Genomic DNA, 19,728 nt, shown 5'->3' on the forward strand with positions numbered 1-19,728 from the left:
TGAAGTTACGTGTATTATTGATGCGAACAGGTGGATAAACACTTTTACAACCGTATTTTCAAAGTTATAGTTATCTGAGCGTATCCATGTGATTGTCAACTGTAAAGTTAAAACCGCGAGCCCTTTAATGGCAAGCGATACTGTGACTTGATAGTAGACCGCCGCAGGCTTATCAGGGTGTCGCTTTTTATACACGGACGAATAATCTGGCTCATTGGAGATCGGTAATACCCTAATGCCTTCCCAGCAATTAAAACATTGGTTTGCCACGCTAACCTCAAATAGCCCTTTCTTCTTTGCCATTCTTGATAAAAAACACAATTATCGAATGGTAAGTGACCGTTACTGCGATATCGCAGGTTTAAGTCATGAGGAAATCATCGGCTTAAACGATTGCCAGGTACTGGGCGAGCAGTTTTATAAAAAGCTGGCGCCCTACTATCAGCGTGCATTCAAAGGAACGCATGTCGAAGCCGAAATCACCCTCGATGAAACCGACCTTGAAACCAGCCTGCACTTTAGTCTGTCACCGGTTTTTGAAGGTAACGAAATTCGCTTTGTCGTTTTTCACGCTGTGGATACTTCAGAAAAGCAGATCCTCGTACGCTCCTTAGAGGAGTCCGAAAGTAAATTTGCGAAATTGACACAACTACTGCCTGACGGTCTGCTGCTTATCGAAGATGACATTATCATCTCTGCCAACCCTGCATCAGCACGCCTTCTGGGACTGAACTCTCCCCATGAGTTGCTAGGCGAGGAGCTCAGCCGTCTATTCATCGATGAAAACAGCAAGAAAGTGTTTAGTCATCGTTTGAGTGCATTAATTTCTGACAAGCCGTTTGTTTGCTTAACCAGCGCGAGATGTGGCTTTGAACGAAAAGTTCAGTTACACGCAGATTCTACGGCGATATTAGGCAGCGAGTCTCAAATCATCTTGATCCAAGACGCTGACGATACACCCAAGAATTTGTCTTCTGCATCGAATGAAGACATACACATTGATTCGCTCACCAAACTCTACAACCGCTTTGGCTTCACCAAACGTTTGGAACAGCTGATCAAAAAGCAAACACCGCTTCTGGTGTTCTATTTGGATATCGATAACTTCAAAAATATTAATGACTCACTTGGTCACCACATTGGCGATAAAGTGATTCAAGAGGTATCGGCCCGTCTTAAACGATTACTGCCAAATCAAGCGATTATTGGTCATTTGGGTGGCGATGAGTTTGGCGTCATTCTGCCAGAACCAGAAAATACCCGCATGGCTGAAATTTTGTCAGATCGCATTATCTCGTTGATCAACCAGCCTTTCGATTTACACCACTTCAGCAAACGCCTTGCGTGCTCAATTGGTAGCGTTCGTTACCCTGAAGACGGGCAAGATGCGAGAATCCTGCTACAAAATGCTGATACGGCGATGTATGAAGCCAAAGATCGTGGCCGAAATCGCCTGATCAAATTTAACGACCAGATGAACAAAGAAGCGCGCATGCGTTTGTGGCTTGAAATCGAACTGCAAAAAGCATTGCAGCAGAACGGTTTAGAAGTGTGGTATCAACCAAAGGTTAACGCGCGTGACTTCAGTATCAACGGCGCCGAAGCGCTCGTTCGTTGGAAACACCCTGTCGAAGGTTACATTAGCCCAGGTTCATTCATTCCTGTCGCCGAGCGTGCAGGGTTAATCGAACACCTTGGACGCGTCGTGATGCGTGATGTTTTCAATACGGTAAAACGTTGGAAACAACAAGGCATACTGCCAGGTCGTGTCGCTATCAACCTCTCTCCCGAGCAATTTGGTAACCCACAGCTGATCGACTTTATGGAAAAGTTGCTTCGCACTACCGAGCTTGATCCAAGCTGCATTACCTTCGAGCTAACCGAAAGTGCCGTGATGAGTGATAGCGAACATACACTGCAAATGCTGAATGCGATTAAGAAACTAGGCTTCGCCCTCTCTATCGATGACTTTGGTACTGGTTACTCTTCCCTTTCCTACTTAGCGCGCTTCCCTATCGACGAGCTGAAAATCGACCGCGCGTTTATTAACGATATCGACACGCTACCCAAACAGGTCACTGTGATTGAAAACATCATTAATCTGGGTAAGTCACTCGACTTGACGGTCGTTGCCGAGGGGGTGGAAACCCACCAGCAAGCTACTTTGCTCTCTAACCTTCAATGTAATGCGATTCAAGGATTCCATTTTTATCGCCCACAGCCAAAACATGAAATTGAAGAGCTGTTTGTACAGAATCGTCGTCACAAGAACTAACCCCGACTCGATACCCTTACTCTCAAGGGGTAAATATCGACTTTATTGAGCTAAACCTAACTTAGGTCAATTTCGCTATTCATAATTCTTCATAAAATGCGGACACCTTTTTATTCTCAATGATTGTGAGCATATGGAACTCTTGTGTCCCGCGGGTAACCTGCCTGCGTTAAAAACTGCGATTGATTGCGGTGCCGATGCCGTCTACATTGGCTTCAAAGATGATACCAACGCCCGTCACTTTGCTGGCCTCAACTTTAACGGCAAAAAGTTAGAAAAAGCGGTGCAATACGTTCACGACCGCGACAAAAAAATTCATGTCGCGTTGAATACCTTCGCTCATCCCAATGGCTTTGAGCGCTGGACGAACGCGGTAGACAATGCAGCGGCATTGGGTGTGGACGCGCTGATTGTTGCAGACATTGCAGTTCTGGAGTATGCAGCTCGCAAATATCCCGATCTGGAACTACATCTTTCAGTGCAAGCATCAGCGACCAACATCGCAGCCATTGATTTTTATAAACAGAACTTCAACGTAAAACGTGTGGTGCTGCCTCGCGTCTTATCGATTCATCAGGTGAAGCAGCTTTCGCGCAACATCACTAGCGATGTCGAGCTAGAAGTCTTTGCTTTTGGTAGCCTTTGTATTATGTCCGAAGGCCGTTGTTATTTGTCATCATACATGACGGGTGAGTCCCCAAACACTGTGGGTGCCTGTTCTCCTGCCAAATACGTTCGTTGGCAAGAAACTGATCAAGGCCTTGAGTCTCGTCTAAATAATATCCTAATTGACCGCTACTGCGCAGGAGAAAACGCAGGCTACCCTACGCTCTGTAAAGGTCGTTTTGAAACAGAAATTGATGGTGAGAAAAAACGCTATCATGCTCTGGAAGAGCCAACCAGTTTGAACACCCTTTCGATGCTGCCAGAACTGTTTGCCGCTAATGTCGCATCTGTAAAAATTGAAGGGCGCCAACGCAGCCCAGCTTACGTAGAGCAAGTCACTCGAACATGGCGAGCCGCGATCGATCGCTACCAAGCCAACCCAGAAGCTTACCAAGTTGAAGCCGCATGGGATGCGACGCTCGCAAATGTGTCGGAAGGAACGCAAACCACCTTAGGTGCTTACCACCGTAAATGGCAGTAGAGGTTAAGATGGATAACTCAATGAAATACGCACTTGGCCCACTACTCTATTTTTGGCCAAAACAAGATGTAGAAGCCTTCTACCAACAAGCAAAACAAAGCTCTGCAGACATTATTTACCTGGGTGAATCGGTTTGCTCTAAACGCAGAGAAATGAAATCAGCCCACTGGTTGGAAATCGCTAAAGACTTATCTGCCTCTGGCAAGCAAGTCGTTATCTCTACGATGGCGCTACTGGAAGCACCGAGTGAAGTAAACATCATGAAGAAGTACATCAATAACGGTGACTTCGCCATTGAGGCTAATGACGTATCGGCGGTTCAATTAGCATCAGAGCATAAAGTGCCTTTCGTCGTTGGTCCTGCAATCAATACTTATAACGCACACACGCTCAACTTATTTTTGAAGCAAGGTATGGTTCGCTGGTGTATGCCTGTCGAGCTCTCTCGCGAATGGTTAAACGATACTTTAGTTCAGTGTGACGAGCTTGGTATTCGTAACAAGTTTGAAGTTGAGGTATTTAGCCACGGTTATTTACCTTTAGCGTATTCCGCTCGCTGTTTCACAGCCCGAGCTGAAAACCGAGCGAAAGACGATTGCGAAACCTGCTGTATCAAATACCCAACAGGAATCCAGGTCAGTAGCCAAGAAGGGCAAGAAGTCTTTAACCTTAACGGTATTCAAACACAATCAGGGTATTGTTATAACCTGATCAATGACTTACCAAGCATGCAAGGGCTAGTTGATGTGGTCCGCTTAAGCCCTCTCGGTGTGAGTACACTTTCTGAGTTAGAGCATTTTCGCTCAAACGAGCATGGCGACAACCCTGAAAAACTCGAAAGCCGCCAATGCAATGGCTATTGGCATCAGCTAGCTGGCTTAGAAGTAAAAAACATTTAGCTCTCCAAAAAAGAAAAGCGAGGCCCAACCTCGCTTTTCTCTATCAGCCATTGTTAACAGGCTTGCACTGTTGGCTCAGCCGAAGTTTCGTTTAGCAGCTTTTTCACGTCCCGCCACAACATACTGACCACGACTAAACTCAGCGCAATATTGGACAATGGGAAAGCCAGCCAAATACCTGTCACGCCAAACAGTTTCGGCATAACGAATAAAAACGGCAGTTGAACCAACATGTTGCCTAATGTCACAAACATGGCTTTGCTGCCTTTGTTTACCGATTGGTAGTACGCAGCCGCCACGACTAAAAAGCCATCTAGGAACAACGCAAACATGTGTAAACGAATCCCGATCACCGTGCTATCAATCAACTGTTGATCAGCATTGTTAAACACCGAGACCAACTCGTACGGGAAAAGGTTCATCAAACCAACAAACGCTACACCACCAAGCACAGATGTCCCCATTGCGACTTGCAGTAATTTTCTGACGTTCGCCTGGTTGCGCGCCCCGTGATTGAAACTCACTAGAGGTTGCATACCGTTCGCGATTCCCTCTGCAATTAGATAGTAAACCGTCACGATGTACCCCAAAATGGCGTACGCTCCGATCAACATTGCACTTCCGTACTGAGCAAATAATGCGTTGTGCATTGCCACCATCACAGAGCCGTACGCGTACATAAAGAAGCTAGATGTACCGATCATTATAATCTTTGGTGCAACATCAACTTGAACCTTAAAGTCACTGATTCGAAGGCGTAAGGTCGCTTTTGAAGTAAAGAAGTAACCAATACCAAGCACGGTTACCACCAATTGTGCCAGCGCTGTAGCAATGGCCGCTCCGGTTAACTCCCACCCCAACCAAGCAATAAATACGTAGTCTAATACAATATTAATGACAGCACCGATGACCATCAGCATCGTTGCTAAGTTCGGGCTGTCGTCATTGCGTAAAAGAAATGGAACCGCGATAGAGCCTAGCGTAAATACGCACGCGACAATCAGAATATGCAGATATTGCAGCGCGAGTTCAAACACTCGCCCTTCCGCCCCCTGCCAGCGAATAAATTCATCGGCAAAATAGAACAATATGGTAGCAACGACCGGCATCAATATCGTTAACAACCCCAATCCGGTTGTTAAAATACGCTTCGCGCCTTCATGATCGTTTTCTCCTTGCTTAATCGACGTTAGCGCACCAGTCCCCACGCCAATCATCATCCCTATACCAAGGATGGAACCGATGATCGGCCACGCAACATTGATCCCTGCTAATCCGTCAGCACCAACATAACGGCCAATAAAAATGCCATCAACTATTTGATATAAACCGTTCACGAGCATTGCTGCGACGGTTGGAATCGTATATTTCCAAAACTGTCTATAAATTGAGTTTTGCATGACTGCCACCAGTAGTTAGCAAAGCTAACCATTTAATTAGCAAGACTAACTAAATAGTTAAATTAAATAAAAGAAAAATGAAACACCAAAGGCTAATGCGTACAGCGGAGGCCTTTGGTTTAATTTAAAATGACTTATTGCTCAATGCTTTATTCAGTAAAGCTTGTAACTGCTCAGCTTCTTGCTGATTTAATTGTTGCATCATTTGTTCAGAGATATCTTTGTAAACCACCTGCTCCAAAGACATTTTTTCTGCGACTTCTTCTGTCAGCAATACACGCTTAGCACGGGCATCCTCATTACATGCGATGCGTTTCACTAAACCCTTTTTTTCCAAACGAACAACCATTGTCGATGCGGAAGGCTTAGTCACTTGCAACTCTTCTGCAAGATCGGTTATTCGTACACCCTCAGGGTAAACCTGAATCACACGTAAATAGTCGAACTCATTAAAGCTTAGATGTGATAACGGATCTTCTTTGGCATAAACACGCCAAGCTTTGGCGCAAAAACGCTCTAAATCAATCAAGCTTTCTTCTAGTGCCACAAAATCCACCACTACTTAGTTAGCAAGGCTAACTATTTTAAATGAGTCACTCATCAAGTTCAATCATAAAAAAGCCGCTCTCATCGAGCGGCTCTAAATCAATCAATTTCCTGCTTCTTAGCGGCCTTTAGCTTGGCCAATCTGTCTTGCTGTAATTGATCGTAGATTTGTGCCAGTTCTAAGAAGGAATACCGGTGCTCAACATAATCATAAACGTTGAACGAAATCGCGAGCTTATAAAGTGAGATGGCACTTGCGATGTCACCTTCAAGCTGATTACGCTTTCCAAGGTAGAAATACGTTTCCGTCAATCGTTCAGCTAGGCGATAGTTCTCTCTCGTTCCATCCATAATTGCTTTAAGAGCGTCTTCGTCCGAGACGTCTCGCAGCATGATGGCAACAAGAACCCATCCCCACTCTTCACTACGATCTCGTAAATAACGCTGTTGAAGATTGGCTTTTGCTTGCTCTGGATTTTGCTCAGCTTCGATGATGTACAGCCATAATGAACGAAAAGGATCCGTTGGCATTTCTTGATAGTGCTTGGTCATATCTTCTAAAGCGAGATCGATTCGGCCACCATAATACAGTGCAATCGCACGGTTGCGTTCAGCATAGGTATTATCCGGAGCCAACTCTATGGTCGAGTCAAACGCTTCATAAGCCGCGTCAAACTCCCCTACTTGGGTGAAATACACCCCCAAAAGATTGAAGATATCCGGTTGAGCAGGATTCAACTGCAAAGACTGGTTAAAGTCCAAACGGGCAAGATCACGCAAACCAACGCTATCGTAGTAGCTACCGCGCTCATAATGCATTTTAGCGCGTACTTCATCACTGAGATCAGGACGTTGTAGCAACTGCGATAAACGCGCGATTTGTACTTCTTGTTGAACGCTAGGCTGAAGTGGCACCGCCATCGGTGGATATAGCCACTTTTGTGCTGATTGCTGAGAAGTATTTGCACAACCGGTCAGCGCGATAGCAACACATAAACTTGCGGTTTGAAACCATTTCACTAATTGATACTCCTGTTTGGACCGCTCAAAATTTATTTCTCTTAATGCAATATAGGCGATAACCTCGTTTGAGGTTAATGCGTCGAAATAAACCAAAAAAAGGGGAGCGAAAATGCTCCCCTTTTATAACATGCTTTCAGGCCCTTAATCTAATAAAAGGCTGAAAGTCTCATTTTGTCTTACTCGTCTTTCGCAGCTGGTGCTTCAGCAGCAGCTTCTTCAGCTGGCTTTTCTACCGCTTCTTTCATGCTTAGACGTACACGGCCTTGGCGGTCGATTTCAAGAACTTTAACTTGAACTTCTTGGCCTTCAGCTAGGTAGTCAGACACTTTCTCAACGCGTTTTTCTGCGATTTGAGAAATGTGTACAAGACCATCTTTGCCTGGAAGAACCGTTACGAATGCACCGAAGTCAGCTAGACGTGCAACTTTACCCGTGTAGATACGGCCAACTTCAACTTCAGCAGTGATCTCTTCGATACGGCGGATAGCTTCTTTCGCAGCAGTGCCTTCAGTTGCAGCAATCTTGATAGTACCGTCGTCTTCGATTTCGATAGTTGTACCAGTCTCTTCAGTTAGAGCACGGATAACTGCACCACCTTTACCGATAACGTCTTTGATCTTCTCTGCGCTGATCTTCATTGTGTGAATACGAGGAGCAAATTCAGAGATGTCTTCACGAGCACCAGAGATAGCTTCATCCATTACAGATAGGATGTGCTTACGTGCACCTTGAGCTTGGTTAAGCGCAATTTGCATGATCTCTTTAGTGATACCTTCGATCTTGATGTCCATTTGAAGTGCTGTGATACCAGTGTTAGTACCCGCTACTTTAAAGTCCATGTCACCTAGGTGGTCTTCGTCACCAAGGATGTCAGAAAGAACAACGAAGTCGTCGCCTTCTTTAACAAGACCCATTGCGATACCCGCAACAGAAGACTTGATTGGCACACCTGCATCCATAAGAGCAAGAGAAGTACCACATACAGAAGCCATTGAAGAAGAACCGTTAGATTCAGTGATTTCCGATACAACACGTACTGTGTATGGGAATTCATCAACAGAAGGCATTACTGCTGCGATACCGCGTTTAGCCAGTTTACCGTGACCGATTTCACGACGCTTAGGAGAACCTACAAAACCAGTTTCACCAACACAGTATGGAGGGAAGTTGTAGTGCAGTAGGAAGTGATCTTTACGCTCACCTGTTAGCTCATCAATGATTTGAGCATCACGCTGAGTACCTAGAGTTGCCGTCACGATAGCCTGAGTTTCACCACGAGTGAATAGCGCGCTACCGTGTGTGCGAGGAAGAACACCAGTGCGTACATCTAGTGCACGAACCATGTCTTTTTCACGGCCATCAATACGAGGGTTACCCGCGATGATGCTACGACGTACGACTGTTTTCTCTAGATCATGGAAGATAGTGTGAATTTCTTTTGTATCCGCTTCAGGATCTTCAGCAAGAAGAACTTCATTTACTTCCGCAGCGATCTCATTGATACGGTCGTAACGAGCCATCTTCTCAATGATTTTGTAAGCCTCAACAAGCTTCGCTTCTGCTAGCTCAGCAATCTTATCTTTAAGTGCTGTGTTTTCTTCAGGAGCAACCCAATCCCAAGCAGGAGTTGCTACTTCTGCTTTGAATTCGTTGATAGCTTTGATAGCAACTTGTTGTTGATCATGACCGTAAACAACCGCTGCTAGCATTTCTTCTTCAGTTAGGTTGTCCGCTTCTGATTCAACCATCAGTACGGCTGACTCTGTACCTGCAACAACAAGGTCAAGCTTAGAAGTTTCTAGTTCAGTTTGGCTAGGGTTAAGTACAAGCTGACCATCGATATGACCAACACGCGCCGCACCGATAGGGCCGTTGAATGGAATGCCAGAGATAGCAAGAGCAGCAGAAGTACCGATCATTGTAACGATATCTGGCTGAACATCTGGGTTTACAGACATTACTGTCGCGATAACCTGAACTTCGTTTTTAAACGCGTCTGGGAATAGCGGACGGATTGGACGGTCGATTAGACGAGCTGTTAGCGTTTCGCCTTCAGAAGGACGACCTTCACGCTTGAAGAAACCGCCTGGGATTTTACCTGCAGCGTAAGTACGCTCTTGGTAGTTAACCGTTAGTGGGAAGAAGTCTTGACCTGCAACGGCTTCTTTTTTACCTACAACAGATACGAATACAGACGTATCATCCATTGTGACCATAACTGCTGCTGTAGCTTGACGTGCAATAACGCCAGTTTCTAAAGTAACTGTGTGGTTACCGTACTGGAACGTTTTAACAACTGGTTTTTCGAACATTGTTATTCCTTGTTTCTAATCTTCCTTTAGTGCTAAAAGAAATCTTAGATGTGTTAATTGACACTCAAGACATTACGAATCGCGACTAGTAAAAAGAAACTCGGAAATTCCTTTTGAATAGTCGCGACCTTTTGGTCGACGTGGTTGACTGTAATGCTATGAGCTTTTGAGAAAACCTCTTACGAGGTTTAGCCGCCAGTATTATAACGGCATAAGTCTAATTTGGCTAAATTTAGGCAACAAAAAAGGGGCATAAAGCCCCTTTTTAGACAAACTGCTATGCAGTCGCTGATTAGCGACGTAGGCCTAGACGTTTGATTAGGTCTTGGTAGCGAGCTAGGTTTTTACCTTTTAGGTAATCTAGAAGCTTACGACGACGAGAAACCATGCGTAGAAGACCACGACGGCTGTGGTGATCGCCTTTGTGCGCTTTGAAGTGACCTTGTAGGTGGTTGATAGAAGCTGTAAGTAGAGCTACTTGAACTTCTGGTGAACCAGTGTCGCCTTCGCCTTGTGCGTATTCTGCAACGATTGCTGCTTTAGTTTCTGCATTCAGAGACATAATTCTCTCCTAATAAGAGTAGGTTTAAAGTTGTAGCAGCCAATCTCTGATTCAGCCGCTACGCGAAGCGCGGATTATAGGGAAATTTCCTATCTCGTGCAATATAAAAATACCGACACTCAGGTCGGTATTTTCAATCATTTACTTGGATGCGACGTCATCTCGAAACACAACCAATCGCTTAGGAGCGATTTTGCCATCTTCGTTCATTTCGCCAACGCCAATAAACAAACGCTCTTCACCCATGGTAAGGCGAAGTGAGCCTTCGGTAGGCGCACCAAATACTTGAACAGGTTGCCCATGCTGAACCATATCCGCCAGTTCAGGCACTAAGTTGACTTCTGGTAAATCTTCTACCGCTGTATCCATTGGTAACAGCAATGGGTCCAGTAGTTCTCGAGGAGCGCGTTCTTCACGGTGTGCTTGCTCTAGTAACTCATTCAGTTGCTCAAGTGTCACCATCTTCTCGTAAGGGTATTTCGCAACACCAGTGCGTCGAAGCATAGTTACGTGCGCACCACAACCTAACATTTCGCCTAGGTCATCCACGATGGTACGAATGTAGGTGCCTTTTGAGCAATGAACTTCCATCTCGACTTCATCGCCTTCAAAACGGTGAAGAACAATCTCGTATACCGTGATCTTACGAGATTCACGCGGAACTTCGATGCCTTTGCGAGCGTATTCATACAAGGGTTTCCCTTGATATTTCAACGCTGAAAACATGGAAGGTACTTGATCAGATTCGCCACGGAACTTCTCAATGCACGCTTCTAGCTTGTCTAACGTAACATCGATTGGACGTGTCTCTACGACTTCACCATCCGAGTCAGACGTGTTGGTACGTTCACCAAGCTTTGCGATCACACGGTAGCGTTTATCAGAATCTAGAAGAAACTGAGAAAACTTCGTCGCTTCACCCAAGCAAATTGGCAGCATGCCTGTCGCTAATGGGTCCAAGGCACCAGTGTGGCCTGCTTTCTCAGCAAAGTAGATTCGCTTTACTTTTTGCAGTGCATCATTGGAAGAGATGCCTGTTGGTTTGTCCAACAGTATAACGCCATTAATTGGACGACCTTTACGACGACGAGCCATTATTCTTCGTCCTCACGACCAGAGTCTTTTTGCTTTTTCTTGTCTGAGCTTACCACTTCAGACACTAGGTTAGACATACGCATACCTTCAACAAGCGTATTGTCATAATGGAAGCGGATTTCTGGCGTTAGACGTAGGCGAATGCGCTTACCTAACATCATGCGAATGTGCACTTCGTGCTCACGTAGCGCTGCTAGACATGATTCTGGTGTTTGCTCGCCCACACATAGGAAGGTCACAAATACTTTTGCGTAAGCTAGGTCACGAGAAACTTCTACGTCTGAGATCGTCACCATGCCAAGGCGAGAGTCACGAACTTCACGTTGAAGGATCATCGCTAGTTCTTTTTGCAGCTGCTGTGCAACACGCTGCGTGCGGCTAAATTCTTTTGACATATCTTTACTCTTATATAGAAAGAATGGGGGGTTGGTCAAAGCCAGCCCCCCATGGTGTATTCAACAACCAATTACTACTTATCTTTCAAAGATAATATTAGTAATTTTAGTCAATTAGTCTAGAGTACGTTTAATTTCAACGATTTCGAAGACTTCGATTTGGTCACCAACGCGAACATCATTGTAGTTCTTAACGCCGATACCACATTCGTAGCCATTCTTAACTTCTTGAACGTCATCTTTGAAACGACGTAGTGACTCTAGTTCACCTTCGTAAATAACAACGTTATCACGTAGTACACGGATTGGGTTGTTACGCTTGATCACACCTTCTGTAACCATACAACCAGCGATAGCACCCAGTTTCGGTGACTTAAACACGTCACGAACTTCAGCAAGACCAATGATCTCTTGCTTGAATTCTGGAGCAAGCATACCACCCATTGCTTGTTTCACTTCGTCAATCAATTGGTAAATGATTGAGTAGTAACGTAAGTCAACAGCTGCGGCTTCAACAGCACGGCGAGCAGAAGCATCTGCACGAACGTTAAAGCCAAGGATGATAGCGTTTGAAGCTTCCGCTAGTACTACGTCAGTTTCCGTAATACCACCAACACCAGAACCAACGATGTTCACTTTAACTTCGTCAGTAGATAGCTTAACTAGTGAGTCTGCGATTGCTTCTACAGAACCTTGAACGTCTGCTTTAAGTACAACGTTAAGTTCAGCAACTTCACCAGCAGTCATGTTAGAGAACATGTTCTCTAGTTTAGATTTCTGCTGACGAGCAAGTTTCACTTCACGGAACTTACCAGCACGGTAGTTAGCTACTTCACGCGCTTTACGCTCGTCACGAACTACTGTTGCTTCATCACCTGAAGATGGTACACCTGAAAGACCTAGGATCTCTACAGGGATAGATGGGCCAGCCGAAGTAATTTCTTTACCTAGCTCATCACGCATTGCACGAACACGGCCGTATTCTTGACCACAAAGAACGATGTCGCCTTTGTTTAGTGTACCTGATTGAACAAGTACTGTTGCAACTGGACCACGACCTTTATCTAGGCGAGATTCAACAACAACACCAGATGCCATGCCTTCAGCTACAGCTGTAAGTTCAAGAACTTCAGACTGAAGAAGGATTGCTTCTAGAAGACCATCGATGTTTGTACCCTGTTTAGCAGAGATGTGAACGAACATGTTCTCACCGCCCCACTCTTCAGGAATAACGTCGTATTGAGCAAGCTCGTTCTTAACGTTATCTGGGTTCGCGTCTTCTTTATCGATCTTGTTCACAGCAACAATTAGAGGAACGCCTGCCGCTTTCGCGTGCTGAATCGCTTCTACTGTTTGTGGCATTACGCCATCGTCTGCTGCAACTACAAGAACAACGATATCTGTTGCTTGAGCACCACGAGCACGCATTGCAGTAAACGCTGCGTGTCCAGGAGTATCAAGGAACGTGATCATGCCGTTGTCTGTTTCAACGTGGTACGCACCAATGTGCTGAGTAATACCACCCGCTTCGCCAGAAGCAACGTGTGTGCGACGGATGTAGTCAAGTGTTGACGTTTTACCGTGGTCAACGTGACCCATGATAGTAACAACTGGAGCACGTGGAACTGCTTCCGCGTTAGTGTCACGGTCAGATAGTACCGCTTCTTCCAGTTCGTTCTCTTTACGAAGAACTACTTTATGGCCCATTTCTTCAGCAACAAGTTGTGCTGTTTCTTGGTCGATCACTTGGTTGATAGTCGCCATAGCGCCCATCTTCATCATTACTTTGATAACTTCTGTCGCTTTAACCGACATCTTGTTAGCAAGTTCTGATAGAACGATCGTTTCGCCAATTACAACGTCTTGCTTAGCAACCGTTGCTGACTTATCAAAGCCATGCTGCATTGAAGTCGGTTTAGCAAGTTTGCCTTTACGACCTCTACCGCCACGTTGGTTGTTACGGCCACCGCGAGCTTGGTCGTCTTTACCTGAAGCTTTTTTCTTCTTACGACGACCGCTCTCTACTTTGCGATCTGCTTCATCTTCGGCTTCACGTGCGTATTGTGAAGTCGTTACATGGTAATCTGTATCTTCCATATCACCCTTTTTCTCTTCTGCAGCAGACCAACGCTCTTTATTCTTTTCAGCCAATTCGCGAGCTTCTTCAAGCTTGCGCTGACTTTCCTCTTCAGCCTTACGCTTAGCTTCTTCTTCCTGACGACGTTTAAGCTCGTCGGCCTCTTTTCGCGCTGCTTCTTGCTTAATTTTCTCTTCAGCATCACGCTTTGCTTTTTCTTCAGCATTACGTTGTGCATTCGTATCTACGTCTCGCTTCGCTTTTTCTTCAGCTTCACGTTTCGCTTTTTCTTCCGCTTCACGTTTTGCTGCTTCTTCAGCTTCACGTTTTGCAGCTTCTTCAGCTTCACGTTTTGCAGCTTCTTCTGCTGCACGTTTTGCTGCTTCTTCTGCTTCACGTTGTGCTGCTTCTTCAGCTTCACGTTTCGCTTCATCTTCAATTGTGCTGCGCTTCACGTATGTACGTTTTTTGCGCACCTCAACCTGAACATTCTTACTCTTACCACCACCCGCGTTCACACTAAGTGTACTACGAGTTTTACGCTGAAGCGTAAGGCGAGTCGGCTCTGAATCACCTGATTTATCACCGTGTTCTTTCTTTAAATGAGAGAGAAGCTTCTGTTTCTCTTCATCAGTAACATTGTCAGAGCTCGCCTTTTTAATGCCAGCGTCAGCAAGTTGTTCAATCAAGCGGTCGACTGGCGTACCAATCTCATCACTCAGTGCTTTAACTGTTAATTGTGTCATGCCGCTTCCTCCTTGCCGAAAATTATGCTTCTTCGCCGAACCAACAGATGTTACGTGCGGCCATAATTAGCTCACCTGCACGTTCTTCGGTCAGGCCTTCGATACCTTCTAAATCGTCAATACCTTGGTCAGCAAGATCTTCCAGTGTCGCTACACCTTTCGCTGCCAATTTAAATGCCATCTCACGCTCAAGACCTTCAAGTGCAAGCAGATCTTCAGCCGGTTCTAGACCTTCAAAAGACTCTTCTTGTGCTAGTGCGATCGTCGTTAGTGCATCTTTTGCACGTCCACGAAGCTCTTCGATTAGTTCTTCATTCAAACCATCGATTTCTAGTAGCTCGTTAACTGGCACGTATGCGATTTCTTCTAGCGTTGAGAAACCTTCTTCAACAAGAAGTTGAGCGAAGTCTTCTTCAATATCTAGGTACTTCATGAAGTTTTCAATAGATGCTTGTGATTCTTCAGCGTGTTTCTTCTGAAGATCAGCAACTGTCATAACATTCAGTTCCCAACCTGTTAGTTGAGATGCTAGACGCACGTTTTGACCATTACGACCGATAGCTTGCGCTAGGTTGTCAGCTTCAACTGCGATGTCCATTGAGTGTGCATCCTCATCAACGATGATAGAAGCAACATCAGCTGGCGCCATTGCGTTGATAACGAATTGAGCTGGGTTATCATCCCAAAGCACAATATCGATACGCTCACCACCAAGTTCGCCAGAAACAGCTTGTACACGTGCACCACGCATACCAACACACGCACCTACAGGGTCGATACGTTTGTCATTTGTTTTGACAGCGATCTTAGCACGAGAACCAGGATCACGTGCCGCGCCTTTCAACTCGATAATATCTTCAGCGATTTCAGGCACTTCAACACGGAATAGTTCTGCCAGCATTTCAGGCTTAGAACGAGTGATGAACAGTTGGAAACCACGTGCTTCTGGCGCGACTTTGTAAAGAAGGCCACGAACGCGGTCGCCTGGACGGAAGTTTTCACGAGGAAGTTGGTCATCACGTAGGATTACCGCTTCAGCGTTGTTACCAAGGTCAAGCACGATAGTGTCGCGGTTTACTTTTTTCACAACGCCAGTGATTAGATCACCTTCATTGTCGATGAACTGCTCAACGATTTGTGCACGTTCAGCTTCACGAACTTTTTGTACGATAACTTGCTTAGCCGTTTGAGTCGTAATACGGTCAAACGTTACTGATTCGATTTCGTCTTCTACGTAGTCGCCAAGTTCGATTGAGTCATCTTCGTACTGTGCTGCTTCTAATGAGATCTCTTTTGTAGGGTTCTCAACATCATCAACAACTAACCAACGACGGTAAGTCACAAACTCACCAGTTTTACGGTCAATGGCAACACGTACGTCGATTTCGATTTCGTATTTTTTCTTTGTAGAAGTTGCTAGAGCAATCTCAAGAGCCTCAAAGATACGCTCACGAGGTACCGCTTTTTCGTTCGATACCGCTTCTGCTACCGCTAAAATTTCTTTACTCATTGTATTTAGCCTCTAAGCTTAAACTTTTTTAGGGAACTAAAATTTAGGGATCAGGTTAGCTTTGGAAATGTTACTTAGAGCAAACTCTTCTTGCTGACCGTCTACAGTAATTGTCACTGTTTCGCCATCAACGCCGTGGATAATACCTTTCCACTTACGACGGTTTGCTACAGCCATTTTCAATACGATGCTGACCTCGTGACCAATAAATTGCTCGTAATGTGCTGCTTTAAAAAGTGGTCTTTCTAAACCTGGAGAAGACACTTCTAGGCTGTAAGCAACAGAAATTGGATCTTCAACGTCTAAAACCGCACTAACTTGGTGGCTAACTTCTGCACAGTCGTCCACGTTAATACCATTTTCATGGTCAATGTAGATGCGTAACGTTGAGTGCGCGCCTGCACGAATGAATTCTAATCCAACCAACTCATAGCCTGATGCCTCTACTGGTGCTTCAAGCATTTCAGTAAGTTGTCTTTCTAAACCAGTCATTTAACCACTCCAGAAACAAAAAAAGGGCTCAGAGCCCAATCAAAAAACCAAGCAGTCTCTGAGCTATTTCAAAAAGCTCAGATAACAAAAAACCCCGATAGTCGGGGTTTTATGCTGCTGGACCCTGATACGTTAAGAATAGCCAACAAATGCTTCTCTTAACTCGTAGTGTGGTTAGCACTACGCAAACTTGCCAATCTACGATTTCTTCTTAAAGAAAGAGATTGGTTGCGGGGGCCGGATTTGAACCGACGACCTTCGGGTTATGAGCCCGACGAGCTACCAAGCTGCTCCACCCCGCGTCCGACTTGCTGAGCATTATACTCGCAAACAAGTGATTTACAAGTTTGTAAATACATGGTGCCGAGAGAGGGACTCGAACCCTCACACCTAAGGCACTAGCACCTCATGCTAGCGTGTCTACCAATTTCACCATCTCGGCATCAAAACCTTACAGCTTATTGAGGAATTTCATCACCCGCAGGGGCTGGAACTTCACTCGCTGCATCCTTAACTTGTTCAACAACTGGTTGACCTAATGTTGGGTCTACCCATTGTGATTCAATCTTGTGCGTAGACATACGACCAAGCAACAAGCTAACGATAAAGAATACGGTTGCTAAAATAGCAGTTGTTCGGGTTAAGAAATTACCTGAGCCGCCAGCACCAAACACTGTGTTTGAAGCACCAGCACCGAACGAGGCTCCCATATCTGCGCCTTTACCTTGTTGAATCAACACAAGGCCAATCACACCAAGCGCTGCCAACAGGTAAATCACAAGTAGAACTGAAAACATTTTTTCCACCTATGTTCCAAATTGTTGAGCCAGCGCCGTTCAAGAGAATAAATCATAATTGAACAAGGCTAGCGACCTCCTAACGGGAGGCGGAGCAATACTAGCGAAAGCCGGTAACGCTGACAAGGGAAAATTAGTAAAAAATCAATGCCAATGCGCTAAGCGCTCAAAAAAAGGGCAAAAGATGCCCTTTTCATACACTGCACACTTTAACGCAATGATTAACAACTTGCTTTTACAGCTTCGGCAATTTTCAATGCAGAGCTTTGAACTAACTCGCCATCCTCACCTTCCACCATAACGCGAATCAAAGGCTCTGTGCCAGATTTACGCAGCAATACACGTCCTTTATCACCCAGCGTAGCTTCTACTTCGGCGACGGCGTTTAGTACTGCTTGAGCTTCAAGAGGATTACTTTCCCCTGCAAAGCGGACATTTTCTAGAACCTGAGGATACAACGTCATGCCTTGCGATAGCTCATGCAAAGACATATCGCTGCCAACTACAGAAGCAAGCACTTGCAGTGCTGCAACAATCGCATCGCCCGTGGTGACTTTATCTAATAAGATCACATGGCCTGAGTTTTCAGCACCAATTTTCCAGCCTTTTTCTAGCAGTTGTTCCATGACATAACGGTCACCAACAGCGGCACGAACGAATGGAATGCCTAGCTGCTTTAAGCCATTTTCCATGCCCAAGTTAGTCATCAACGTACCAACTACACCACCCTTTAGCTCGCCACGACGAAGAGCATCACGAGCAATAATGTAAGCAATTTGGTCGCCATCGACTTTGTTGCCAAGGTGGTCGACCATAATGATACGGTCACCATCACCATCAAATGCTAAACCAAGGTGCGCTTGCTCTTCAACGACACGCTTTTGAAGCGCACGAACATCTGTTGCGCCCACTTCTTCATTAATGTTGATGCCGTTAGGCTCTACGCCCATTGCAATAACTTCTGCGCCAAGCTCTTTGAAGACATTTGGAGCAATGTGGTACGTTGCACCGTGCGCACAATCTACTACGATTTTAAAGTTTGCAAGACTCAATTCAGATGGGAAAGTACTCTTACAGAATTCGATGTAACGGCCAGCAGCATCATTTAGACGAGTGGCTTTACCAAGTTCTGCAGACTCAACGCATTCAATGTCTTTATCCAGCTCAGCTTCAATCGCCAACTCGATATCGTCAGGTAGCTTAGTACCTTCAGAAGAAAAGAATTTAATGCCGTTGTCGTAATATGGGTTATGCGATGCAGAAATCACAATCCCCGCCTCTGCGCGGAAAGTTTGAGTTAAATATGCCACTGCTGGGGTTGGCATTGGACCAGTAAATGTTGCTTTAAGTCCCGCTGCAGCAAGGCCTGCTTCTAATGCAGATTCAAGCATATAACCGGAGATACGCGTATCTTTACCTATAATAACTTTCTTTGTGCCTTGTTTTGCTAGTACACGACCAGCAGCCCAGCCAAGCTTAAGTACGAAGTCCGGAGTGATTGGGTATTGTCCTACTTTACCACGCACACCGTCAGTACCAAAGTAACGTCTTTTATTCGACATAAACTTTCCTTTATTATTTTTAAATATTGCTTTTCGTCATCTCAACAACTTTCATTGCTTCGATTGTCTCTTCAAAGTCATGCACACGAATGATCTGCGCGCCTTTCATTGCTGCAATCGTAGCGCAAACGACACTCGCATTTGTACATTCAGCCGCTGGCTTATCCAACAACTTAAAAATCATTGACTTACGAGACATGCCAGCCAAAATTGGCAGGCCGAATTCATGAAACTTTTCAAGATGAGCGAGCATATGATAATTGTGTTCTATCGTTTTGCCAAAGCCAAATCCAGGATCGAGAATCAGTTGAGATTTATCAATCCCTGCTGCTTCACATGCCGCGATACGTTCTTCTAGAAAGGCTGATACGTCGCTCATCACATCATCATAATGAGGTGCAACTTGCATGGTTCTAGGTTGACCTTTCATATGCATCAGACAAATTGGAAGCTTTGCTTCTGCTGCGACTTCGAGAGCACCAGGCTCTTGCAAAGATCGAATGTCATTGATCAAGTCAGCCCCAGCATCAATTGCTTGACGCATAACTTCCGCTTTACTGGTATCGACCGAAATCCACACATCGTACTTTTCACGAATGGCCTTGATTACTGGGACAACACGTCGAAGTTCTTCTTCTAGAGACACATCTGGCGCGCCAGGCCTTGTCGACTCCCCACCAACATCAACAATGCTTACACCAGCCTTTATCATTTTATCAACTTGAGCAAGGGCGAGTTCAATCGAGTTGTATTTACCACCATCGGAAAAGGAATCCGGAGTCACATTTAGAATGGCCATAACATGTGGACGGGAAAGATCTAAAGATTTGTTATTTGCTGTAATCATCATCATAAACACAAAAACCCCGAGATAACTCGGGGTTTATTAT

The 19,728-nt window shown here is 45.2% G+C and carries 16 protein-coding genes and 2 tRNA genes; 3 read left to right on the top strand and 15 right to left on the bottom strand.

The genetic code is table 11. From position 1 onward, the window contains the following. Positions 1–235: 235 nt before the first annotated feature. From L3V30_RS03095 to L3V30_RS03105, 3 genes are all read left to right on the top strand, one after another. Positions 236–2,275, top strand: coding sequence for a bifunctional diguanylate cyclase/phosphodiesterase (locus tag L3V30_RS03095; protein WP_005394646.1), 2,040 nt, complete (start codon positions 236–238; stop codon positions 2,273–2,275). Positions 2,276–2,408: 133 nt separating this feature from the next. Then, positions 2,409–3,422 (top strand): peptidase U32 family protein, encoded by a 1,014-nt coding sequence (locus L3V30_RS03100; protein ID WP_005394650.1) that lies wholly within the window; start codon positions 2,409–2,411, stop codon positions 3,420–3,422. Between the two features lie 20 nt (positions 3,423–3,442). Continuing rightward, positions 3,443–4,321: a U32 family peptidase gene (locus L3V30_RS03105; RefSeq protein ID WP_041853020.1), complete on the top strand. Its 879-nt coding sequence runs from the start codon at positions 3,443–3,445 to the stop codon at positions 4,319–4,321. 53 nt (positions 4,322–4,374) lie between these two features. Here the strand turns inward: L3V30_RS03105 and L3V30_RS03110 are convergent, their stop codons facing one another. The 15 genes from L3V30_RS03110 to folP form a co-directional block, all read right to left on the bottom strand. Beyond that, positions 4,375–5,721 (bottom strand): MATE family efflux transporter, encoded by a 1,347-nt coding sequence (locus L3V30_RS03110; RefSeq protein ID WP_005394652.1) that lies wholly within the window; start codon positions 5,719–5,721, stop codon positions 4,375–4,377. 124 nt (positions 5,722–5,845) lie between these two features. Continuing rightward, positions 5,846–6,268, bottom strand: coding sequence for a MarR family transcriptional regulator (locus L3V30_RS03115; RefSeq protein ID WP_005394653.1), 423 nt, complete (start codon positions 6,266–6,268; stop codon positions 5,846–5,848). 98 nt (positions 6,269–6,366) lie between these two features. Next, entirely contained in the window at positions 6,367–7,287 is a 921-nt protein-coding gene (nlpI, locus tag L3V30_RS03120; protein WP_065645462.1) for a lipoprotein NlpI, read from the bottom strand. 179 nt (positions 7,288–7,466) lie between these two features. Further along, positions 7,467–9,602: a polyribonucleotide nucleotidyltransferase gene (pnp, locus tag L3V30_RS03125; RefSeq protein ID WP_237308301.1), complete on the bottom strand. Its 2,136-nt coding sequence runs from the start codon at positions 9,600–9,602 to the stop codon at positions 7,467–7,469. Positions 9,603–9,894: 292 nt separating this feature from the next. After that, a complete protein-coding gene (gene rpsO / locus L3V30_RS03130; protein WP_005380094.1) occupies positions 9,895–10,164 on the bottom strand; it encodes a 30S ribosomal protein S15 in 270 nt (89 codons plus the stop codon). A 141-nt stretch (positions 10,165–10,305) separates the two neighbouring features. Beyond that, positions 10,306–11,259 carry a tRNA pseudouridine(55) synthase TruB gene (truB, locus tag L3V30_RS03135; protein WP_005394656.1) on the bottom strand — a complete coding sequence of 318 codons (954 nt, stop codon included), beginning with the start codon at positions 11,257–11,259 and terminating at the stop codon, positions 10,306–10,308. Next, on the bottom strand, positions 11,259–11,654 hold the full coding sequence (gene rbfA / locus L3V30_RS03140) for a 30S ribosome-binding factor RbfA (RefSeq protein WP_005394657.1): 396 nt from the start codon (positions 11,652–11,654) through the stop codon (positions 11,259–11,261). The genes truB and rbfA overlap by 1 nt, the downstream gene beginning before the upstream one ends. 114 nt (positions 11,655–11,768) lie before the next feature. Continuing rightward, positions 11,769–14,477 (bottom strand): translation initiation factor IF-2, encoded by a 2,709-nt coding sequence (gene infB / locus L3V30_RS03145; RefSeq protein ID WP_012841448.1) that lies wholly within the window; start codon positions 14,475–14,477, stop codon positions 11,769–11,771. Positions 14,478–14,499: 22 nt separating this feature from the next. After that, positions 14,500–15,987 carry a transcription termination factor NusA gene (gene nusA, locus L3V30_RS03150; protein ID WP_005380084.1) on the bottom strand — a complete coding sequence of 496 codons (1,488 nt, stop codon included), beginning with the start codon at positions 15,985–15,987 and terminating at the stop codon, positions 14,500–14,502. A gap of 36 nt (positions 15,988–16,023) precedes the next feature. Next, complete coding sequence (gene rimP / locus L3V30_RS03155) at positions 16,024–16,479, bottom strand: ribosome maturation factor RimP (RefSeq protein ID WP_005394659.1); 456 nt, start codon at positions 16,477–16,479, stop codon at positions 16,024–16,026. Positions 16,480–16,704: 225 nt separating this feature from the next. After that, positions 16,705–16,781: transfer RNA gene (locus L3V30_RS03160), tRNA-Met, on the bottom strand. Positions 16,782–16,837: 56 nt separating this feature from the next. Continuing rightward, positions 16,838–16,921 (bottom strand) — tRNA-Leu (locus L3V30_RS03165). A 16-nt stretch (positions 16,922–16,937) separates the two neighbouring features. Continuing rightward, positions 16,938–17,276, bottom strand: a complete 339-nt coding sequence (gene secG / locus L3V30_RS03170) for a preprotein translocase subunit SecG (RefSeq protein ID WP_005394661.1) — start codon at positions 17,274–17,276, stop codon at positions 16,938–16,940. A 221-nt stretch (positions 17,277–17,497) separates the two neighbouring features. After that, positions 17,498–18,838: a phosphoglucosamine mutase gene (gene glmM / locus L3V30_RS03175; RefSeq protein ID WP_005394663.1), complete on the bottom strand. Its 1,341-nt coding sequence runs from the start codon at positions 18,836–18,838 to the stop codon at positions 17,498–17,500. Positions 18,839–18,857: 19 nt separating this feature from the next. Next, complete coding sequence (gene folP, locus L3V30_RS03180) at positions 18,858–19,688, bottom strand: dihydropteroate synthase (RefSeq protein WP_150919625.1); 831 nt, start codon at positions 19,686–19,688, stop codon at positions 18,858–18,860. Positions 19,689–19,728: the final 40 nt, after the last annotated feature.

It is taken from the genome of Vibrio sp. A1-1, assembly GCF_021728175.1.
Lineage (GTDB): Bacteria > Pseudomonadota > Gammaproteobacteria > Enterobacterales > Vibrionaceae > Vibrio > Vibrio diabolicus.